This window comes from Afifella marina DSM 2698, from assembly GCF_900102695.1.
Classification (GTDB): domain Bacteria; phylum Pseudomonadota; class Alphaproteobacteria; order Rhizobiales; family Afifellaceae; genus Afifella; species Afifella marina.
Genome location: NZ_FMVW01000003.1, coordinates 301850 through 323336 on the forward strand (window position 1 = coordinate 301850; position 21487 = coordinate 323336).

General features: G+C 63.9%; 16 protein-coding genes. 12 read left to right on the plus strand and 4 right to left on the minus strand.

The genetic code is table 11. From position 1 onward, the window contains the following. Positions 1 to 59: 59 nt before the first annotated feature. Positions 60 to 2879: a [protein-PII] uridylyltransferase gene (locus tag BLP76_RS09285; RefSeq protein WP_092811878.1), complete on the minus strand. Its 2820-nt coding sequence runs from the start codon at positions 2877 to 2879 to the stop codon at positions 60 to 62. Beyond that, entirely contained in the window at positions 2876 to 5629 is a 2754-nt protein-coding gene (gene mutS / locus BLP76_RS09290; protein ID WP_244514518.1) for a DNA mismatch repair protein MutS, read from the minus strand. The genes BLP76_RS09285 and mutS overlap by 4 nt, the downstream gene beginning before the upstream one ends. 171 nt (positions 5630 to 5800) lie before the next feature. Here mutS and sppA point away from each other — a divergent pair, with 171 nt between their 5' ends. The 12 genes from sppA to pnp all read left to right on the plus strand — a co-directional run bounded on the left by sppA (position 5801) and on the right by pnp (position 18366). After that, positions 5801 to 6763 carry a signal peptide peptidase SppA gene (gene sppA / locus BLP76_RS09295; protein WP_092811880.1) on the plus strand — a complete coding sequence of 321 codons (963 nt, stop codon included), beginning with the start codon at positions 5801 to 5803 and terminating at the stop codon, positions 6761 to 6763. Positions 6764 to 6773: 10 nt separating this feature from the next. Beyond that, complete coding sequence (gene ihfB / locus BLP76_RS09300; protein ID WP_092811882.1) at positions 6774 to 7061, plus strand: integration host factor subunit beta; 288 nt, start codon at positions 6774 to 6776, stop codon at positions 7059 to 7061. Positions 7062 to 7065: 4 nt separating this feature from the next. Beyond that, on the plus strand, positions 7066 to 7416 hold the full coding sequence (locus tag BLP76_RS09305; RefSeq protein WP_092811884.1) for a lipopolysaccharide assembly protein LapA domain-containing protein: 351 nt from the start codon (positions 7066 to 7068) through the stop codon (positions 7414 to 7416). Between the two features lie 14 nt (positions 7417 to 7430). Next, positions 7431 to 8390: a bifunctional Delta(1)-pyrroline-2-carboxylate/Delta(1)-piperideine-2-carboxylate reductase gene (gene lhpI, locus BLP76_RS09310; RefSeq protein ID WP_092811886.1), complete on the plus strand. Its 960-nt coding sequence runs from the start codon at positions 7431 to 7433 to the stop codon at positions 8388 to 8390. A 180-nt stretch (positions 8391 to 8570) separates the two neighbouring features. Further along, complete coding sequence (rimP, locus tag BLP76_RS09315) at positions 8571 to 9125, plus strand: ribosome maturation factor RimP (protein ID WP_244514519.1); 555 nt, start codon at positions 8571 to 8573, stop codon at positions 9123 to 9125. Positions 9126 to 9220: 95 nt separating this feature from the next. Further along, the gene (gene nusA / locus BLP76_RS09320) at positions 9221 to 10831 is read left to right on the plus strand and encodes a transcription termination factor NusA (protein WP_092811888.1); all 1611 of its coding nucleotides are present in this window, start codon (positions 9221 to 9223) and stop codon (positions 10829 to 10831) included. Then, positions 10828 to 11520 carry an RNA-binding protein gene (locus tag BLP76_RS09325; RefSeq protein ID WP_170130422.1) on the plus strand — a complete coding sequence of 231 codons (693 nt, stop codon included), beginning with the start codon at positions 10828 to 10830 and terminating at the stop codon, positions 11518 to 11520. Before nusA ends, BLP76_RS09325 begins: the two co-directional genes overlap by 4 nt. A gap of 12 nt (positions 11521 to 11532) precedes the next feature. Further along, positions 11533 to 14163 carry a translation initiation factor IF-2 gene (gene infB, locus BLP76_RS09330; protein ID WP_092812127.1) on the plus strand — a complete coding sequence of 877 codons (2631 nt, stop codon included), beginning with the start codon at positions 11533 to 11535 and terminating at the stop codon, positions 14161 to 14163. A gap of 152 nt (positions 14164 to 14315) precedes the next feature. Further along, positions 14316 to 14735 carry a 30S ribosome-binding factor RbfA gene (gene rbfA / locus BLP76_RS09335; protein ID WP_092811892.1) on the plus strand — a complete coding sequence of 140 codons (420 nt, stop codon included), beginning with the start codon at positions 14316 to 14318 and terminating at the stop codon, positions 14733 to 14735. 2 nt (positions 14736 to 14737) lie between these two features. Then, positions 14738 to 15640, plus strand: coding sequence for a tRNA pseudouridine(55) synthase TruB (gene truB / locus BLP76_RS09340; RefSeq protein ID WP_092811894.1), 903 nt, complete (start codon positions 14738 to 14740; stop codon positions 15638 to 15640). A 164-nt stretch (positions 15641 to 15804) separates the two neighbouring features. Next, positions 15805 to 16074 (plus strand): 30S ribosomal protein S15, encoded by a 270-nt coding sequence (gene rpsO, locus BLP76_RS09345; RefSeq protein ID WP_092812128.1) that lies wholly within the window; start codon positions 15805 to 15807, stop codon positions 16072 to 16074. A gap of 171 nt (positions 16075 to 16245) precedes the next feature. Further along, the gene (pnp, locus tag BLP76_RS09350) at positions 16246 to 18366 is read left to right on the plus strand and encodes a polyribonucleotide nucleotidyltransferase (RefSeq protein WP_092811896.1); all 2121 of its coding nucleotides are present in this window, start codon (positions 16246 to 16248) and stop codon (positions 18364 to 18366) included. A 113-nt stretch (positions 18367 to 18479) separates the two neighbouring features. Here pnp and BLP76_RS09355 read toward each other — a convergent pair whose 3' ends face one another. Further along, a complete protein-coding gene (locus BLP76_RS09355) occupies positions 18480 to 20492 on the minus strand; it encodes a putative bifunctional diguanylate cyclase/phosphodiesterase (RefSeq protein WP_170130423.1) in 2013 nt (670 codons plus the stop codon). Between the two features lie 161 nt (positions 20493 to 20653). Beyond that, on the minus strand, positions 20654 to 21484 hold the full coding sequence (fabI, locus tag BLP76_RS09360; RefSeq protein WP_092811900.1) for an enoyl-ACP reductase FabI: 831 nt from the start codon (positions 21482 to 21484) through the stop codon (positions 20654 to 20656). Between the last annotated feature and the right edge of the window lie 3 nt (positions 21485 to 21487).

Consider the following 21487-nt stretch of genomic DNA (forward strand, 5'->3'; position numbering starts at 1 on the left):
GCGGCGGCTCATTGTGGAGAAAAGCGCGTGGGAAAGACGAGAGGCAAGAAGGCCGCCCTTCAAGAGGCGGCCAAGGCCGCCGCGTCCGCGGCAGCACCTTCGATAATCGCTACGAGCTCGCGGCGGATGCGCTTCTGGCGCGCCTGCGCCGTGATCTTCTGGCCGAGAAGATCCGTCACATAGAACGTATCGACCGCGCGTTCGCCGAAGGTGGCGATGTGGGCGGAGGCGATGTCGAGACTGAGATCGGCGATCACCCTCGTCAGATCGTAGAGAAGCCCGATGCGATCGAGACAGGCGATCTCAATCACCGTGAACCGATCGGACAGAGAATTGTCGATCTTGACGTCCGGCTCGATGGTGAAGGCATCCTGCTTGGCCGGACCTTCGCGCCGCTTGGCGAGCATGTCGGGAAGATGCACATGCCCGGCCAGCGCTTGTTCGATCAGGGCTGCGACCCGCTCGGCGCGCCGCCTCTCATCCGCATCCGCCTCGAAAGCGCGGGAGACGACGATGGTATCGAGAGCGCGACCGTCCGTGGTGGTGAAGATTTGCGCGTCGACGATGTTCGCGCCCGTCGCCGAGCACGCCCCGGCCATCAAAGCGAGAAGTCGCGGATGGTCGGGCGTCAGGATGGAAATCTCGGTCACGGCCTCGAAATCGCGCACCGTCACTTCGTGGGCGAAAGGCCGGGTGCCGTCACCCGTGCGGCGGATGAACTCGGCGTGCCGGACCTGATCTTCGAGCGCCGTGCGCAGCCAATAGGCCGGATAATGCAGTTCGAGCAGACTTTCGCGCTCTTCTTGCGGCCAATCGGAAAGCCTGGCGGACAGCTCGGCGCGGGCGCGGGCGATGCGCTCGTTGCGGGCAATCTTGGAATGGCCGCCCGTCAGGATCAGCTCGGTCTCGTTGTAGAGCGTGCGCAGGAGCTGACCCTTCCAGCCGTTCCAGACGCCGGGCCCGACGGCGCGGATATCGCAGACGGTGACGATCAGAAGCAGCTTCAGACGTTCCGTCGTCTGCACCACCTTGGCGAAATCCATGATGGTGCGCCGATCGGCAAGGTCGCGAGACTGCGCCGTCATCGACATGGTCAGATGCTGTTCCACGAGCCAGGCGACGGTTTCCGTCTGCTGCGCGGTCAGGCCGAGCCGAGGGCCGACCTTTCGCGCAATGCGCGCGCCGGCGATGGAATGATCCTCCACCCGCCCCTTGGCGATGTCGTGCAGAAGAAGCGCCACATAAAGCACCGTCTTGTCGGGGATCTCCGACATGAAATCGGTGCACAGGGGCAGATCTTCGCTGAGACGCCCGCTTTCCAGTGTAGCCAGCGTTCCGATCGTGCGGATCAGATGCTCGTCCACCGTGAAGTGGTGATACATGTTGAACTGCATCATCGCGACGATGCGCCCAAACTCCGGCAGGAACTTCCCGAGCACGCCGGTTTCGTTCATCTGCCGCAGAACCACCTCCGTATTCTCGCCCGAACAGAGAATTGAGAGGAAGAGCCGGTTCGCCTCCGGGTCCTTCTGCAGATCCGGACCGATCAGTCGGAGCGATTTGGTGATGAGGCGCACCGTGTCGGGATGGAAGGCGTGGCTGCCTTCCGCGGCATACTGAAAAACGCGGATGAGATTGACCGGGTCGCGGGTAAAGACGCCCTCGTCGCGCTCACGCAGCCGGTTGTTCTCGACATAGAAGTCGCCGAGGAAAGCGGCCTCCTGCCGCCGCACCTTGAACGTCCGCAGGAGACGGTTGAGGCGCGCTTCCTTCTTCTGCTGACGCTCTTCGAGAGCCGCACAGACGATGCGCGTCAGGTCGCCCACATCCTTCGCCACAAGAAAATAATGCTTCATGAAGCGTTCGACGGCTTTGAGCCCGGGATGCCGGGTGTAGCCGAGCCTGCGGGCGAGCTCCGGCTGGAGATCGAAAGAGAGGCGTTCTTCCGCCCGGCCGGTGATGAAGTGCAGATGGCAGCGCACGGCCCAGAGGAAGTCGTCGCATTTGCGGAAGAGACGGTTTTCGGCACGGCTCAGGAGGCCCGCCTCGACAAGGGCCTCGCCGCCGGCATGCGTCTGATAGACGTATTTGCCAATCCAATAGAGCGTCTGCAGGTCGCGCTGACCGCCCTTGCCCTCTTTGACATGCGGCTCCACCAGATAGCGTGACGTGCCGATGCGAGCGTGCCGCGAATCGCGCTCTGCGAGCTTGGAGGCGATGAATTCCGGTGCCGTGCCCGCAACCACCTCCTTGTTGAAGCGCTCCTGCAGATCCTTGAACAGACTGTCTTCGCCGCAGAGAAAGCGCGCTTCCAGAAGCGCCGTGCGCACGGTCATGTCCTGCCTGGCCATGCGGATCGATTCCGTCACCGTGCGGGTCCCGTGGCCCACTTTGAGGCCAAGATCCCACAGCATGTAGAGAACGAATTCGGTCACGCTCTCCGACCAGGCCGTGGATTTGTAGGGAAACAGAAAAAGCAGATCGATGTCGGAGCCGGGCGCAAGCGTGCCGCGGCCATAGCCGCCGACGGCGGCAACCGTCAGCCTCTCGGCGGAGGAGGGATTGCTCGCCGGATAAACGAGGCCGCCGAAATCGACGAGCGCCACGATCATGGCATCGAAGAAGGTCGAAAGCCTCTGTGCGGCCCTAACCCCCTTGCCGTCTGCCTCCAGATCTTCGCGCACTTTGGCACGCGCTTCGCCGAGGGCGGCCTTGAGCCCCGTAAGAAGCTGCGTCCGCGCCTCGGGCCTCGCCGGATCGCCTTCGACGATAGGCGCACCAAACACCTCCGCCAGTCGCGCGGGATCGATCGGCAAATCCGCATAACGGGAAAAGTCGAGATCTATTGCAGAACGGAGTTCGGTCTCAGTGACGCTCATGTCTTTGCCGATCGACGCAGGCGTTTCAGTTCAAACAATTGGTCGAGAGCCTGCCTTGGGCTGAGCTCGTCCGGGTCGAGCCCGTCAATATAAGCCAACAGCTTCGTGGTTTCTTCATCGATCTCGACACGCGCCGGCCTTGCGGCGAAGAGTGGCAGGTCGTTCAACAACTCCGCCGGGCTGGACTTGCGGTCGGCCGCCTCCAACCGGTCGAGGATGATGCGCGCACGGGCGATGACCGGCGCGGGCAGACCGGCGAGTTTTGCGACCTGGATGCCGTAGGATCGGTCGGCAGCGCCGGCCACGACCTCGTGCAGGAAGACCACATCGCCCTTCCATTCCTTCACCCGCATCGTGGCGTTGTCGAGGCGGGGAAGCTTGCCGGAGAGCGCGGTGAGCTCGTGATAATGGGTGGCGAAGAGCGTCCGGCAGCGGTTCTGCTCGTGCAGATGTTCGACCGCCGCCCAGGCGATGGAAAGGCCGTCGAACGTTGCCGTGCCGCGCCCGATCTCGTCGAGGATGACGAGGGCGCCGGGGCCCGCCTGATTGAGGATCGCCGCCGTCTCGATCATCTCTACCATGAAGGTGGAGCGGCCGCGGGCGAGATCGTCGGCCGCCCCAACGCGCGAGAACAGGCCGTCGACGACACCGATATGCGCGGATTTCGCCGGGACATAGGCGCCGGTCTGGGCGAGGATCGCAATGAGGGCGTTCTGGCGCAGGAAAGTCGACTTGCCCGCCATGTTCGGGCCGGTGACGAGCCAGATGCGGCCCGTCTCGTCTTCTGCGTTGCCCAGCTGGCAGGAATTGCCGACGAAACTGTCGCCCGAGCGGCGGAGCGCCTGCTCCACCACCGGATGGCGCCCCTCCTCCACAATGAAGGCGCGGCTTGCGTCGATATGCGGGCGAACGCAGTTTTCCGCCGCCGCGAATTCGGCAAAGCCTGCGGCGACATCGAGGGCGGCCAGTGCCTCGGCCGTCCGGCGGATATCGCCGGCAAGCGCTGCCGCCGCCTGCGCGAGATCGGCGAAGATCTGCAGCTCGATCGCAAGCGCCCGATCGGCGGCGGAGGAGATCTCCCGCTCCAGCTCTCCGAGCCGGGGGGTGGTGAAGCGCATCGCGTTGGCAAGTGTCTGCCGGTGGATGAAGCCCGATTCCTCTTTCTGCAGAGGTGCGGCCTGGGCGGCACTCGCCTCGACGAAATAGCCGAGCACGTTGTTGTGGCGGATCTTGAGCCCGCGCACGCCTGTCGCCTCGCTGTACTCCTTCTGCAGCGAGGCAATGATGCGACGGCTCTCATCGCGGAGAAGCCGCAGTTCGTCGAGGTCGGGAGAGAAGCCCGCCCGCACGAAGCCACCGTCCCGCTTGAGGAGCGGCAGGTCCTCGGCAAGAGCTGAGTCGACCGACTGACTGAATTCCCGAGGCGCCTCGGAGAGAACACCGGCGATCTCCTTAAGCTCTGATTCTGCGGGTAAATCGATCTCGGCCAAGAGATCCGACAAAGACAGAGCGACCCGCAGGCCGGAGGAGAGAGCGGCAAGATCGCGAGGACCGCCGCGGTCCAGGGTCAGGCGCGTGAGGGCGCGCAGAAGATCAGGTGCCTCACTGAGAATGCGCCGCATTCTGGTTCTGAGCGCGTCTTCCTCAAGAAGCGTCGCCACGCTGTCGAGGCGAAGATTGACCGCGGCCGGATCGGTCAACGGGCTCGCCAGACGTTGGGCGAGAAGACGGGAGCCCGCGGGCGTCACCGTGCGGTCGATCGCCTCGATCAGCGACCCCTTCTTCTCGCCATGCAGCGTGCGGAAGAGCTCCAGATTGGCCCGGGTGGCCGCATCGATGCGCATCGCCGCGCCATCATGCTCGCGGCGGAGCGGCGCGATCGGCGGACGCGCCGAGATCTGGGTCTTTTCCACATAGGCGAGAATCGCGGCAGCCGCCGCCGTCTCGGCGCGCGAGAAATCGCCAAGGCCATCGAGAGAGGCGACGCCGAAATAGGTCGTGATGCGTGCGCCGGCCGTCCCCGGCTCAAAAAACGAGGCCGGCAGCGGCGACAAAGTGGCCCCGACGAGGGAGACGGCCGCTGAGAGCGCCTGATCGCTCGCCAGCCTGTCGACGACGAGCACTTCGCTCGGCTCGAGCCGGGCAAGACAGCGCTCGAGCCCGCCCGCCGGCACGGTTGTGACGCAGAACTCGCCGGTCGAAATGTCGATCCAGGCGAGCGCATGGGCCGGGGCCTCGCCATCGGAGGCCGGGATCCGGCCGACGGCCGCCAGAAAGTTGTTGCGCCTTGCGTCGAGCAACGTCTCTTCGGTGAGCGTGCCCGGCGTGACGAGCCGCGTCACCTCGCGCCGAACCACGGATTTGGAGCCGCGGCGCCGGGCTTCTGCCGGATCTTCCGTCTGCTCGCAGACGGCAACCCTGAACCCCGAGGCGATCAGCTTCTGCAGGTAATCGTCGGCCGCGTGCACCGGCACGCCGGCCATCGGAATGTCTTCGCCGAGATGCTTGCCGCGCTTCGTCAGCGCAATGCCGAGGCAGCGCGACGCCTTCTCCGCATCGTCGAAAAAGAGCTCGTAGAAATCGCCCATGCGATAGAACAGGAGGCAATCCGGATTGGCCGCCTTGATCTCGATATATTGCTCCATCATCGGCGTCAGCTTCGGCGCTGGCGCCTCCTTGAGGGCAGGCTCGTCAGGGCGGGGCTCCGGAGACGACACCGGAGCGGTTTTTGTGGCGGAAGCGATCGGCATGCGCGAAGCTTAACGACAGCATCGCGCCGATGCCACATCGTCGGGGCGGAAGGCCCCAACATTCCAACGCTGCGACGCTTGCATATTGACGAATATGTAGCGGACAGAAATGCATGGGAGCGCTTGCGGCGGTGTCTGGCTGCTGCTACCTCGCCCGGAAGGGAGTACCGGATGGACACTGAGGATCTTATCGAGCGCCGTCGTTTGCGGCGTCGCGCCAGTTTCTGGCGGGTCGTCGCCTTCGTCGTGGCGATCGTCGCCGTGGCATTTTTCGTGCGGCAATCCGGTGTCGTCGGCGGATCCGGCGACCAGATCGCACGCATCTCGGTGGAAGGCTTCATCCCGACACGTCCCGACGCAGTGGACCTCCTGAAGCAGGCGGCCGACACGGACAGCGTGAAAGCCATCATCCTGCGCATCGATTCACCCGGCGGCGCTGCATCCGGTGGCGAGGCCCTCTATAAGGCCGTGCGCGATGCGGCTCAGAAGAAGCCCGTCGTCGCGACGATCGAGGGTCTCGGGGCCTCTGCCGCCTATATGACGGCCATCGGCGCCGATCATATTCTGGCGCGCGAGACGGCCCTGACAGGCTCGATCGGGGTGATCCTGCAATTCGCGACGGTCCAGGACCTGCTCGAGAAGCTCGGCGTCAATTATGTGGAAGTGAAAAGCAGCCCGCTGAAAGGCGAGCCGACGCCGTTCGAGACGCCGAGCCCGGAAGCGCTCGCCATGGTGCAGTCGGTCATCGACAGCTCGTACGATTGGTTCGTCGGCCTCGTGGCGGAGCGCCGCAACCTTCAGCCCGACGCGGCGCGCCGGCTTTCCGACGGAAGCATCTTCACCGGGCGTCAGGCCGTCGAAAACGGCCTGATCGATGCCGTCGGGGGTGAAGACGAAGCCAAAGCGTGGCTTTCGGCAGAGCGCAACGTCTCTGCCGATCTGCCACTCAATGACTGGGAGAAGGACGAGGGGACCTTCTCCGGCCTCACCTCCGCCGGAGCGGCGGTGGTGATGAAGGCGCTCGGTCTCGAAGACCAGTTTCAGGCGCTTTTGGGTACTCTGCCGCAGCGGCTCGCTGTTGACGGGCTCGTATCCGTTTGGCAGGGTAATTCTTCAATAAGATCAGGTCGCTAGGGGGCCGGCGGTGATCAAGTCAGAACTCGTACAGAAGCTCGCGGACAAAAATCCGCATCTCTATCAACGGGATGTGGAAGCGATCGTGAATGCCATTCTGGAAGAAATCGTCGGGGCTCTGTGCCGTGGCGACCGTGTCGAACTCAGGGGTTTCGGCGCGTTTTCGGTGAAGAACCGGCCGGCTCGCACCGGCCGCAACCCCCGCACGGGGGAAGCCGTTTCCGTCTCGGAGAAATACGTGCCATTCTTCAAGACAGGTAAGGAAATGCGGCTCAGGCTCAACGGCGGAGACGAATAAGGCGATGCAACAGCTCGCTTGGCTCATCAAGTGGATCATCCTTCTTCCGATCCTGGTGGTGATCGCGCTTCTCGCCGTCGCCAACGATCAGACGGTGGCGCTCAGGCTCAACCCGTTCGACGCCGACGATCCCGTTCTCAGGGTCGAGCTGGCCCTGTATCAGGTGGCGTTCGCAGCCTTTGCTGTCGGCGCCATCTGCGGCGGCATCGTCATGTGGAACGGGCAGCGCAAATATCGCCGGCAGGCCCGCGAAAAGCGGCACGAGGCGGCAGCGCTGCAGGCTCGCGCCGACAAAGCGGAACGGCAGGGGCGTGAAAATGCCGGCCTTCTCGCGGGGCCGGCGCCGCGCGCCTGACGGCGGATCTTGTGATGCGCGTCATTCCAGCTGCGGATATCGCGGATGTTCTCACCTTTCCCGAGCTCATCGAGACGCTGAGAAGCGCTTTTCGGCAAGGGGTGGTGACACCGGTCCGCCACCATCATTCGATCCAGTTTCCCGATCAGGCGGAAGCGACGCTGCTTCTCATGCCGTCGTGGAACGACTTCGACCAGCAGGGCCATTCCGAGCGCGGCTATGTCGGCGTCAAGATCGTCACGGTCTTTCCCGACAACGCCAGCCGCGCCAAGGCGGCCGTCGCCGGGGTCTATCTTCTCTTTTCCGGCAAGAGCGGCGAACCGCTCGCCGTCATCGACGGCTCTGCCCTGACGGTGTGGCGCACGGCGGCGGCCTCTGCGCTCGCCGCGTCCTATCTCGCCAGGCCCGATGCCAAGCGTCTCTTGATGGTCGGGGCCGGTGCGCTTGCCCCCTACCTCATCGAAGCGCATGCGGCCGTGCGCCCGATCGAGGAAGTGCTCATCTGGAACAGACGCCCTGAAAAGGCGGAGCGGCTTGCCGAACGACTGCGCCCGCGGCGCTATCGTCCTCACTTCACCGAAGATCTGGAAGGCGCCGTGCGCGGTGCCGACATCGTTTCCTGCGCCACCTTGTCGAACCATCCGATCGTCAAGGGCGAGTGGCTGAAGCCCGGCGCCCATCTCGACCTCGTTGGCGGGTTTCGCCCGGAAATGCGCGAAACCGACGACGACGCGATCCGCCGCGCTCGCGTCTTCGTCGACACGCGGGAAGGCGCGATGAAGGAGGCCGGCGACATCGCACAGCCGCTCGAAAGCGGCGTCTTGACGGCAGACGATATCACCGCCGATCTCTTCGAGCTCACACGCGGCGAAAAGGCCGGCCGCCGCTTCTACGATCAGATCACGCTGTTCAAATCGGTGGGCACGGCGCTCGAAGATCTCGCCGCGGCGATCCTGGTGTTTTCGCGCGCCTGACCCCTCGTCTCGGCGAAGTCTTCTCGGGGCGCTTGAAACGGCGGCGACAAAATCGTATATCGGCGACAACAATTCTCGAATACCGTCGAGAGTGGGTCCTCCGGGTCCCGCTCTTTTTTATTGCCGCCACTTGGCTCAAGCCGTTGCTGCAAGGCGGGTTTCCGCATCTTCGGGAGGAAGATGACCGACACAGACATGCACACTCCGTCGAGCGAGCGATTGATCCTCGAGACCGGACTGGAAGCACGTATCGCGCATATCGCCGAGCCCGTCGTTGCGGGTCTCGGCTACGAACTCGTGCGCGTCAAAGTGTTGGGCCAGAACGGCATGACCGTACAGATCATGGCCGAGCGCCCGGATGGCACGATGGGCGTCGACGATTGCGAAGCCATCAGCCGCGACCTGTCGCCGGCTCTCGATGTCGACGATCCGGTCGGACGGCCTTACAATCTCGAAGTGTCCTCTCCCGGCATCGATCGCCCGTTGACGCGGGTGAAGGACTTCGAATTGTGGGCCGGCCACGAAGCGAAAATCGAAATGGCGGCCTTACAGAACGGCCGTAAGCGCTTCCGCGGCATCCTGCTCGGTGTGCGCGACGGCACCACGGGCATGCGGGTGACCAGCGAAGGCGGCAGCGAGGATGTGTGGCTTCCGCTTAGCGAGGTCGCCGATGGCAAACTCATCTTGACCGACAAGCTGATCGCGGCGACCCAGGCGGACCGCCAAAGCGACTGAACGACGAACGAGGGTCAGGGATTTCGGTCCCGATCACTTCAGGCCCGCAAGGGCAAGGGTAACAGGCCCGGTGGGCCGGGAAACGGAGCTGTCCAATGGCAGTGAGTGCAAACAGGCTCGAACTTCTGCAGATCGCCGACGCGGTGGCGCGGGAGAAGAGCATCGACCGGCAGATCGTCATCTCCGCCATGGAGGACGCGATCCAGAAGGCGGCCAAATCGCGCTATGGCGCGGAAACCGATGTGCGCGCCGAGATCGATCCCAAGACCGGCGACATCCGTCTGCAGCGTCTCCTGGAAGTGGTCGAAACGCCTGAGGATTTCGCCACGCAGATCGCGCTTGAAGATGCCCGCGGCCGCAACCCCGCAGCGCAGGTCGGCGACTTCATCTCCGAACCGCTGCCGCCGCTCGATTATGGCCGCGTCGCCGCGCAATCGGCCAAGCAGGTCATCATGCAGAAGGTGCGCGACGCAGAGCGCGACCGGCAGTACGAAGATTACAAGGACCGCATCGGCGAAATCGTCAACGGCACGGTCAAGCGCGTCGAATACGGCAATGTCGTCGTCGATCTCGGCCGTGGCGAAGCGATCATCCGCCGCGACGAGCTCATCCCGCGCGAGAACTTCCGTTACGGCGACCGCGTGCGCGCCTATGTCTACGATGTGCGGCGCGAGCAGCGCGGGCCGCAGATCTTCCTGTCGCGCACGCATCCGCAGTTCATGGCGAAGCTCTTCACCATGGAAGTGCCGGAAATCTACGACGGCATCATCGAGATCCGCTCGGTGGCACGCGATCCGGGCTCGCGGGCGAAGATCGCCGTCATCTCCAACGATTCATCCATCGATCCGGTCGGCGCCTGCGTCGGCATGCGCGGTTCACGCGTGCAGGCCGTGGTCGGCGAATTGCAGGGCGAGCGCATCGACATCATCCCCTGGTCGCCCGATGCGGCGACCTTCATCGTCAATGCCTTGCAGCCGGCGGAAGTCTCCAAGGTGGTGCTCGACGAAGATGCGGAACGCATCGAGGTCGTGGTGCCGGAAGATCAGCTGTCGCTCGCCATCGGCCGTCGCGGCCAGAATGTGCGCCTCGCCTCGCAGCTCACCGGCTGGGATATTGACATCCTGACGGAAGACGAGGAATCGGAGCGCCGCCAGAAAGAATTCCAGGAGCGTACGGAACTCTTCCAGAACGCGCTCGACGTCGACGAGATGGTGGCACAGCTTCTCGCCTCGGAAGGTTTTGCCGACGTGGAAGAGATCGCCTTCGTGGAGATCGACGAACTCGCCACCATCGAAGGCTTCGACGAGGACACGGCCGAAGAGCTGCAGATGCGCGCCCGCGAGTATCTGGAGGCCCTCGAAGCCGAACAGGACGAAGAGCGCAAGAAGCTCGGCGTCGCTGACGAGCTCAAGGAAATCACCGGTGTGACGACGGCCATGCTCGTCGCCTTCGGTAAGAACGACGTGAAGAGCGTGGAAGATCTCGCCTATTGCGCCGTCGACGATCTCGTCGGCTGGACGGAGCGCAAGGACGGCGAGACGAAGCGCTTCCCGGGCATCCTCGACGACTTCTCTCTGTCGCGCGAAGAGGCGGAAGAAATGGTCATGGGCGCCAGGCTCTATGCCGGCATCATCACCGAAGCCGATCTCGCAAAACCCGAAGAGGAGAGCGACGAGGCTGAGGAGGAGGAGACGGCATCAGCGTGATCGAAGCGGCTCCAGCTCTTGCAGAAAAGCACTCCGGCCCCAAAATAGGGAGGAGGCGAATGTGTGCCGTCTCCCGCCAGGTGCTGCCGGAGGACAGGCTGATACGCTTCGTCACATCTCCCGAAGGCGACGTCGTCGCCGATCTCAAAGCACGCCTCCCCGGGCGCGGCATGTGGCTCGAAGGGCGGCGACCCGTCATCGAGGAAGCCCGACGCAAGAATGTCTTCGACCGTGCTTTGAAGACCAAAGCGAAGGTCGCCGACGATCTCGGCGATCAGGTCGCTGCGCTGCTGAAGAGCCAGCTTCTCGGCCGTCTCGGACTTGCAGCAAGAGCGCGGCAGGTGGTGTGCGGCTTCGCCAAGGTCGAAGCGGCATTGCGATCCGGAGAGGCGATCTGCCTCGTCCATGCCGTCGAGGCGGCGGCTGACGGACGCAACAAGCTGGCCGGTGCCGTGCGGCAAGGTCTGGCCTCGACCGGCACAGACGAGCCCCTTCTCGTCGCCCATTTGACGACCGCCGAATTGGGTTTGGCATTGGGGCGGCCACATGTGATACATGCTGCCGTGCTGGATGGCGCGGCGGGACGAAGTTTTCATGACGCGGCGCTGCGCAATCTCCGCTTCGACAACGAGATCTGTCAGCAGCCGCCAGACCGCGAACACGATATTGACGTCGCCGACCGGCGATGAATGGGAATAGGCATGAGCGAGACGACAAGCAAAGGCGACAAAACGCTTCGCGTAGGGGGCCGTAAAACGCTGTCCTTGAGGCGTGACACAGATACGGTGCGCCAAAGCTTCTCCGGCGGACGATCGAAAGCAGTCGTGGTGGAGAAGAAGCGTCGCCGCCACGGGGGCGGCGATCGTCCCGATGCGCCCGAAACGCCGATCCAAACCACAACGCGCCCGACGCAGGCCGCCAAGGCTCCGCCGCCACCGCCCACGCCGCCCGTGCGCGAGCAGCAGCAGCGTGGCCGCACCGGCCTCGTGCTGAAATCCTTGACCGAGGACGAGCGTGACGCCCGCGCCCAGGCGCTGGCCGATGCCCGCGTCCGCGAAGCGGAAGAACGCCGTCAGGCCGAGATCGAGGCTGCACGCCGGGCCGAGGAAGAAAAGCGCCTCGCCCAGGAGCGCGAAGAAGCCGCACGCCGTCAGGCCGAAGAAGACAAGCGCCGCGCCGCGGAAACGGAAGCGCGCCGTCGCAGCGAAGAGGCCACCGGCAAGCACGCGGCCACACCGGACGCCGGGGAACAAGCCTCAGCGCCGGCTGCCGCGACGTCTGCGCCTGTCGCAACGGCCAAGGCCGCAAAGGCAGCTCCGGCTGCCGCCGGCGGAGCCGCGGGCAATGCCGACGAGGCACCCAAGGAAATCCGCGCGGTGCAGAGGCCGAAGCGTCCCGAGGTCGCCAAGCCGGCCAAGAAGACGACAGGTGGCGGCGATCGCCGCCGTGGCCGCCTCACCGTCACGAACGCCCTTGAAGATGGCGACCGCGAACGTTCGCTCGCTTCGATCCGCCGCAAGCGCGAGAAGGAGAAGCGTCAGCAATCCGGCTTCTCCCCGTCGAACGAGAAGATTACGCGCGACGTCGTCATCCCGGAGGCGATTTCCGTGCAGGATCTCGCCAACCGCATGGCCGAACGCGCCGTCGACGTGATCCGGCTTCTGATGAAGTCAGGTACGATGGTGAAGATCACCGACATTCTGGATGCCGACACCGCGCAAATCGTGGCCGAAGAAATGGGTCACAAAGTGCGCCGCGTGGCCGCGTCCGACGTGGAAGAAGGTTTGTTCGACGAGCCGGATGACACGGAAGATCTGCTGCCGCGGCCGCCGGTCGTCACCATCATGGGCCATGTCGACCACGGCAAGACCTCGCTTCTCGACGCGATCCGCGAGACCAAGGTCGTCGCCGGCGAGGCGGGTGGCATCACCCAGCATATCGGCGCCTATCAGGTTGAGAAGAACGGTCAGAAGATCACCTTCATCGACACCCCGGGCCACGCGGCCTTCACTGCAATGCGTGCCCGCGGCGCCCAGGCGACGGATATCGTCGTTCTTGTCGTGGCGGCCGACGACGGCGTGATGCCGCAGACGGTCGAGGCCATCAATCATGCGCGCGCCGCTGGCGTGCCGATGATCGTGGCGATCAACAAGATCGATAAGCCCGATGCCGATCCGATGCGCGTGAAGACCGATCTTCTGCAGCATTCGGTGGTGACGGAATCGATGTCCGGCGACACGCTCGAGGTCGAGGTTTCGGCCACCAAGCGGATGAATCTCGACGGGCTTCTGGAAGCCATCCTGCTGCAGTCGGAGCTTCTCGACCTCAAGGCCAATCCCAACCGCAGCGCGGAAGGCATCGTCGTCGAGGCGCAGCTCGATCGTGGCCGTGGCCCGGTCGCGACCGTGCTCGTGCAGCGCGGCACGCTGCATTCCGGCGATATCATCGTGGCCGGTTCTGAATGGGGTCGCGTACGCGCCCTCATCGACGACACCGGAGCCCAGGTGAAAGAGGCCGGGCCGTCCAGGGCCGTCGAGGTGCTCGGCTTCCAGGGAACGCCTGAAGCCGGCGACCGCGTCGCGGTCGTGGACAGCGAAGGGCGTGCCCGAGAGATCTCTGAATATCGTCAGCGCGTGCGCCGCGAGAAGGCGGTCGCCCGTCAGACGGGACAGCGGGGATCGCTGGAGCAGATGATGAACCAGCTGCAGGTGGAAGGCACCAAGACCTTCCCGCTGGTGATCAAGGGCGACGTGCAGGGCTCGGTCGAAGCCATCATCGGCGCTCTCGACAAGATCTCTACGGACGAAGTCGCCGCAGACATCGTGCATTCGGGCGTCGGTGGCATCACCGAATCCGACATCACGCTGGCGGCGGCCTCCAATGCGGCGGTCCTCGGCTTCAACGTGCGTGCCAACAAGCAGGCACGTGAGGCAGCGGCCCGCGACGGCGTGGAGATCCGCTACTACAACATCATCTACGACCTCACCGACGACGTGAAGGCAGCGATGTCGGGCATGCTCTCACCGGAGCGGCGCGAAACCTTCATCGGCAATGCAGAGATCCTGGAGGTGTTCAACATCACCAAGGTCGGCAAGGTCGCCGGTTGCCGCGTCACCGAAGGCAAGGTCGAGCGTGGGGCCGGTGTGCGCCTCATCCGCGACAACGTGGTGGTGCACGAAGGCCGGCTTTCGACGCTCAAGCGCTTTAAGGACGAAGTCCGCGAAGTGCCGGGCGGGCAGGAATGCGGCATGGCCTTCGAGAAGTACGAGGATATGCGCGTCGGCGACATCATCGAGTGCTACCGCGTCGAAGAAGTGGCTCGGACGCTTTAAGCGTCGGCCCTTCGCCGGGTTCTCCAGAGCTTCGCCTCCGGCATAGCCGGGGGCGTTGACGCTCACGTGGCTCGGCCCCGGTTCCATCGTTGTCGGGATGCGCGAGCCCCGCTGCCGCCGATCCACTCATCAACGCCGTTGCCTTGAAGACCATGTCCCGTTTCGAAAGTTCTCACTCTGCCGGCCCCTCGCAGCGTCAGCTGCGCGTGGGCGAGCTCGTCCGCCATGCGCTCGCCGAAGTCCTGCAGCGCGGCGAAAGCAACGACCCGGGGCTCGATGGCGTCATCGTCACGATCGCCGAAGTCAGAATGTCAGCGGATCTCAAACATGCGACCGCTCTCATTCATCCCCTCGGAATCGAGGATGGAGACGGCGTCGTTGCGGCGCTCAACCGCAATGCGCGTTTCCTGCGCGGGCGGATCACGCCTGCGCTGCGCCAGATGCGCGCCATGCCGGATCTCAAATTTCGCCTCGACACGCGCTTTGAGGACGACGCGCGTATCGACGAATTGCTGCGCTCGCCGGAAGTGCAAAAAGATCTCAATGACGACGATGAAGAGGAAGGCCGCTAGACATGTCCCGTCGGCGCAACAAAGGCCGCGACGTTGACGGCTGGCTCGTCCTCGACAAACCCGTCGGCATGACCTCCACGGAGGCCGTCGCCAAAGTGAAACGCGCTTTCGACGCGAAAAAGGCAGGCCATGCGGGGACCCTTGATCCGCTGGCCTCCGGCTGTCTGCCGATCGCCCTCGGCGAGGCGACGAAAACCGTCGCCTTCGTCATGGATGGCCGCAAAGTCTACGAATTCACCGTGCGCTGGGGCGAGAAAACGGAAACCGACGATCGCGAAGGACCGGTCGTGGAGCGCTCCGACGTTCGGCCGAGCGAAGACGACATCCGTGCCCTCATTCCCGATTTCACCGGAACGCTGTCGCAAGTGCCGCCGCGCTATTCGGCGGTGAAGATCGCCGGCGAGCGGGCCTATGACCTTGCGCGCGACGGGGAGACGGTCGAGCTCGAGCCGCGCGAGATCGTCGTGCACCGCCTCGATCTCGTTGAATGTCCCGATGCCGATCACGCGATCTTTCACGCCGAATGCGGCAAGGGCACCTATGTCAGGGCATTGGCCCGCGACATGGCTGAGGAGCTCGGCACCGTCGCGCATGTCTCCGCCCTTCGCCGGCTCGTCGTTGGACCTTTCGGTGAAGACGACATGGTGCCCTATGCGGAGCTCGAGGCGAATGCCGAGACGCCGGGCGCCTTGTTGCGCCCCGTCGAGGCGGGGCTCACCGATCTTCCCTCGATCCGGATCGACAATCATGCCGCGATGCGGCTCAGAAACGGTCAGGCCGCGTTCCTCCGCGGTGCGGACGCCCCTGTCGGCGGCAGCGCCTACACGGTTTCGGAAGGCCGCCTCGTCGCGCTCGTCGACATTGCCGGCGGCGAAATGAATCCTCGGCGCGTTTTCAAGCTTTAGCGCGCCGAAGAACGCGCAGAAGCGGCTTAAAGCTGGAAAAATGCCGCATTCTCGCTTATATGGTCGCTGGCGCCGCCTGCCCCTCGGGTCGCTGGGCGGCGTTTCTTATAAGGCCTCGGCTGGACGACATCCCGGCTGATGGCATCACCACGAAAGGATACGAGATGTCGATCACACCCGATCGCAAGCAGGAACTGATCAACGAATACGCCACGAAGTCGGGCGATACCGGCTCGCCGGAAGTGCAGGTCGCGATCCTCTCTGAGCGCATCGCCAACCTGACGGAGCATTTCAAATCGCACGCCAAGGACAACCATTCCCGGCGGGGCCTCTTGAAGCTCGTCTCGCAGAGGCGTCGGCTCCTTGATTACCTGAAGCGCAAAGACGCGGAGCGTTATCAGGCGCTCATTTCCCGTCTCGGGCTGCGCCGCTAGGCGCCTAATACAGGCAGCGGACGGCAAAGGCCGCCGCTGCCTTTTTGATGTTCAAGGCTGGAACGGCCATGGCAGGATCGCTGGATGGTCTCGCTGCCGGGACCGGAGCGAAGACCTTCCCGCCATCTTGCGCATGGTCCTTCTCGCCTCCATACGAAAGGCAGAACACCCATGTTCGATCACCAGACAGTTGAAATCGACTGGGCCGGGCGTCCGCTCCGGCTCGAGACGGGCAAGGTCGCCCGTCAGGCGGATGGCGCCGTCGTCGCCACCTACGGCGAGACCACCGTCCTCGCCACCGTCGTCTCCGAGAAGGAACCGAAGCCGGGCTTCGACTTCTTTCCACTGACGGTCAACTACCAGGAAAAGTACTACGCGGCAGGCCGCATTCCGGGCGGCTTCTTCAAGCGTGAGGGACGTCCGACCGAAAAAGAGACGCTGACCTCGCGCCTCATCGACCGGCCGATCCGTCCGCTTTTCGCACCGGGCTACAAGAACGACACCCAGGTGATTGCGACCGTCCTGTCGCACGACCTTGAAAACGATCCCGATATCGTCGCCATGATCGCGGCTTCCGCGGCCCTCACCCTTTCGGGCGTTCCCTTCATGGGCCCGATCGGCGGTGCGCGCGTCGGCTACATCAACGGCAGCTACGTTCTCAACCCGACCGTGGACGAGGTGAAGGAATCGCGCCTCGATCTCGTCGTTGCCGGTACCGGCGATGCCGTCCTGATGGTGGAATCGGAGGCCGACGAGCTTCCCGAGGACGTCATGCTCGGTGCGGTGATGTTCGGTCATAAGGGCTTCCAGCCCGTCATCGACGCCATCATCAAGCTTGCGGAGCGTTCCGCCAAGGCGCCGCGCGCCCATGAGGTCGAAGACCGCAGCGCCCTTCTCGCCCAGGTCCGCGACATCGTCGCGGACGATCTGAAGTCCGCCTACCTCATCGCCGACAAGGCCGAGCGCAAGGGCGCGGTCGATGCCGCCAAGGCGAAGGCGGTTGAGGCGCTGACCGACGAGACCAATCCGGAAGCCCCGTCGAAGCAGGTTGTCGGCGACATCTTCAAGAAGCTCGAAAGCGAGATCGTCCGCGGCCGCATCCTCGACGAAGGTGCGCGCATCGACGGTCGCGACCTGAAGACGGTCCGCCCGATCGTGGCCGAAGTCGGCATCCTGCCGCGCACGCATGGCTCGGCCCTCTTCACCCGCGGCGAGACGCAGGCCCTCGTGGTCGCGACCCTCGGCACCGGCGAAGACGAGCAGATGATCGACAGCCTCGAAGGCACCTACAAGGAAGCCTTCATGCTGCACTACAACTTCCCGCCGTTCTCGGTCGGCGAAACGGGCCGTATCGGCTCGCCGGGCCGCCGCGAGATTGGCCACGGCAAGCTCGCCTGGCGCGCCATCCACCCGATGCTGCCGCCGGTGCACGAGTTCCCGTACACGTTCCGTGTCGTCTCCGAGATCACGGAATCGAATGGCTCTTCGTCGATGGCGACCGTCTGCGGCACCTCGCTTGCTCTGATGGATGCCGGTGTGCCCCTGAAGAACCCGGTCGCAGGCATCGCCATGGGCCTCATCAAGGAAGACGACAAGTTCGCCGTCCTCACGGACATTCTCGGCGACGAGGATCATCTCGGCGACATGGACTTCAAGGTCGCCGGCACGACCAGCGGCGTCACGTCCTTGCAGATGGACATCAAGATCCAGGGCATCACCGAAGAGATCATGCAGATCGCGCTCGACCAGGCGAAAGACGGCCGCATGCACATCCTCGGCGAGATGTCGAAGGCGCTGACGCAGGCCCGCCCGGAGCTCGGCGAATATGCGCCGCGCATCGAGACCCTGAAGATCCCGGTCGACAAAATCCGCGAAGTCATCGGTTCCGGCGGTAAGGTCATCCGCGAGATCGTCGAGAAGACCGGCGCCAAGGTCGACATTTCCGACGACGGAACGGTTAAGGTGGCCTCGCCGAACGGGGAATCGATCCGCGCGGCGATCAAGTGGATCCGCTCCATCACCGACGATCCGGAAGTGGGTGCGATCTACCGTGGCACCGTGGTGAAAACCGTCGATTTCGGCGCCTTCGTCAACTTCTTCGGCTCCAAGGACGGGCTGGTGCACATTTCCCAGCTCAACAACGGCCGCCCCGCCAAGGTGACCGACGTCGTCAAGGAAGGCGACGAGGTCTATGTGAAGCTCATGGGCTTCGACGAGCGCGGCAAGGTGCGCCTGTCCATGAAGGTCGTGGACCAGGAGACCGGCGAGCCGATCGAGCCGGAAGCCGCCTGAGCGGCCTTGCAGACAGAAACACGAAAGGGCGCCCGCGAGGCGCCCTTTTTTTGGATATTATGCCTCCCGCGGAGGTGCTTTTCGGGCCGTCGTTGCGGAGAGTTCGAAAATCCTCAGCCGTTGGCAACGAGACGGATGTTGCGCTCGCCCCCACGTGTCGGGCCCGGCGCCGGAGTGGCCGAGCCATCGCCGCTAACATCTGCTGCCGTTTTCGCGGCGGAACTGAGCGCGGCGGTCGCCAGCGCCTCTTGTCCAATCACCTCTTCAACGGTGACCGGCTCGCCGTAGAAATAGCCCTGGGCGAGGTTGCAACCGCTCTCGCGCAGGAGATCGCGATGCGCCTCGTTTTCCACGCCCTCGCCGACGACCGCCATGCCAAGCGACTGACCGAGGCGGCACACCGCTGACACGACGGCGCGGGCCTTTTGCGGGTCGGAGATGCGCGACAGGAAGGTTCGGTCGAGCTTGATCTTGTCGAAGGGATAGCGAGACAGAAGGCCGAGGCTCGAGGTTCCGACACCGAAATTGTCGAGGACGACGGAGACGCCGGCTTCGCGCAACCGCTCAAGCCGCGAAAATGCCGCCTCTTCTCCACGTCCGAGAATGCTCTCATTGACCTCGATTTCGATGCGATTGGGCGCAATATCGGAGTTCGCCAAGGCTTCGGCGATGTAGGTCTCCGTGCCATCGCGTTGCAGCTGCGCGGCCGACAGATTGACCGCAACCCGGACACCCCCAGGCAGCGCACGACAATCGCGCGCGACCTGGCGGATCACCCATTCTCCCATCGGAATGATCAGGCCCGTCTCCTCGGCAACCGACAGGAACATCGATGTCGGGACGAGATTCTCATTGGTGAGCTTCCAGCGCAGAAGCGCCTCGTAGCAGACGACCTCGCCGCTCTTCAGATCATATTGCGGCTGATAGAGGAGGGTGAAGAGGTCATTCTGGATGGCATAGCGCAGGCCGTCTTCCAGAGTTTCACGCGAGCGCTGGTCCTCTGCCATCTTCGGATCGAAGAAGCGCCAGGTTTGGCGTCCCCCCGCCTTGGCCCGGTAGAGTGCGAAATCGGCATTTCGGATCAGGGTCTTGGCAGTGTCGCCGTTGTCCGGACCGACGGTGATGCCGATCGAGCAACCGATGGTGATCTCGTGGCCTTCGATACGGAACGGCTGCTCGATCAGCCGGATCATGCGATCGGCAAGCGATGGCAGAGCATGGTTGTCGTGGACGACAGGAACGATAACGGCGAATTCATCGCCCGAAAGACGGCAAAGCAGATCTTCGTCTCGCAGCGAGTTCTTCAAGCGCTCCGCCGTCGCACGCAAGAGATTGTCGCCGACCGGATGGCCGAGCGTATCGTTGATGCTCTTGAAGCCATCCAGATCGAGGATCAGGAGGCCGATCTTGTGGGTCTTTTCGGAGGCTCTGGCGAGCATTTGTCCGAGACTCTGTTCGAACTTTTTCCGGTTGCCGAGGCCGGTCAGCTCGTCGTGCATCGCAAGGTAGACGAGATCCTGCTTCTCGCGCTGCATTTGCTGCGTGCGGTAGGTGTAGCCCGCCATGAAGGAGAAGAACGTCACAACGGCGATGCCGGTCAGATAGACGAGCTGGCGGTTGAACGTCGTCAGGAGCTGGGACGCCTCAAATGTCTGATCGAAGCGGACGGCGACCTGGCGCCCCTCGGGAGTGACCGGAAAAACGACCCACGTCGCAAAATTGGGCGAAAGAAACAGCGATTCATCGACGGCGTGAACCGAACGTTGCGGGTTCCCGGGGTGGCTCGCCCCCGTCTCCAGGATCGGCCGAAGCTCGTTTTCTGAGCGGCCTTCGTCGCCAACCACGGTCACGATGCCCGCCTGCGGATCACCGACGGCCAGGGTATCGATCGCAAAGGAGCGCAGAAGCGGCCCGTTGAGCGCTTCGGAGCGCCCATCGAGAAGACCGTCCAAGCCGCTTCGGCCGTGGCGGGCACTCTCATACCAGGCCGTGGCGACAAGCGCGGCCTCGTTCTTCAGAACCGAGCGGATCTGGTAATGGCCGACAAGAAAAATGCCGACGACGACACTGACGGCGATGAGGACCGCAAGAAGCGGAGAGACGAGCCTCTTGCTGATCAGACGCATCCTCAATCCCCGTCGCTGCGATGGCTGTGCCATCCGATCGTCGGGACGCTAGGTCACCGCGCTTAGAGAAGCGTAAATGGAGGCTGCGAGAAGCTGTGGGAAACGGGGATATCGGCGCGACGAAATGGCAAGCCGACCAAACCTCGACTTACGAAAGCGGCCTATTCGGAGGCCGCTTCCTCGTCGATGATATCTTCTTCGCGCTTCAACATCTCCAACCGCGGCATGGAGACGGTGCTGTAGCCGGAATCGACGAAGTGAATCTCGCCCGTGACCGCCGCCGAAAGATCGCTCAACAAATAAAGGGCGGCACCGCCCACGTCGGAGATCGTCACGGCCCGACGGAGCGGCGAATTCGCCCGCTGATAGTTGAACATGAGCCGCGCATCGGAGACGCCCGAACCGGCGAGTGTGCGCACCGGGCCCGCCGAAATCGCGTTCACGCGAATACCCGCCGTGCCGAAATCGCTCGCCAGATAGCGCACCGAGGCCTCGAGCCCCGCCTTGGCAACGCCCATGACATTGTAATTCGGCATGACGCGGGTCGAGCCCGCATAGGTCAGGGTGAGCGCGGAAGCGCCCGGCGACATCAACGGCGCCGCCCGCCGCATGATGTCAGTGAAGGAGAAACAGGAGATCACCATCGTGCGCACGAAATTGTCGCGCGAGGTATCCACGAAACGGCCCTTTAGCTCGGCGCGATTGGAGAATGCGATGGCGTGGACCAGGAAGTCGAGCTGTCCCCAATCGTCGGCGATCTTCGCGAACAACGAGTCCATCGAGGCGTCATCCTCGACGTCGCAAGGATAGATGTGGGTCGAGCCGACGCTTTCGGCCAGCGGCTTCACGCGTCGCCCAAACTGTTCGCCCTGATAAGTGAAAGCGAGCTCGCCGCCATGGTCCGCAACCGCCTTGGCGATGCCCCAGGCAATCGAATGATCATTGGCGACACCCATGACGAGGCCGCGCTTGCCTTCCATCAGGCCTTTCATTTG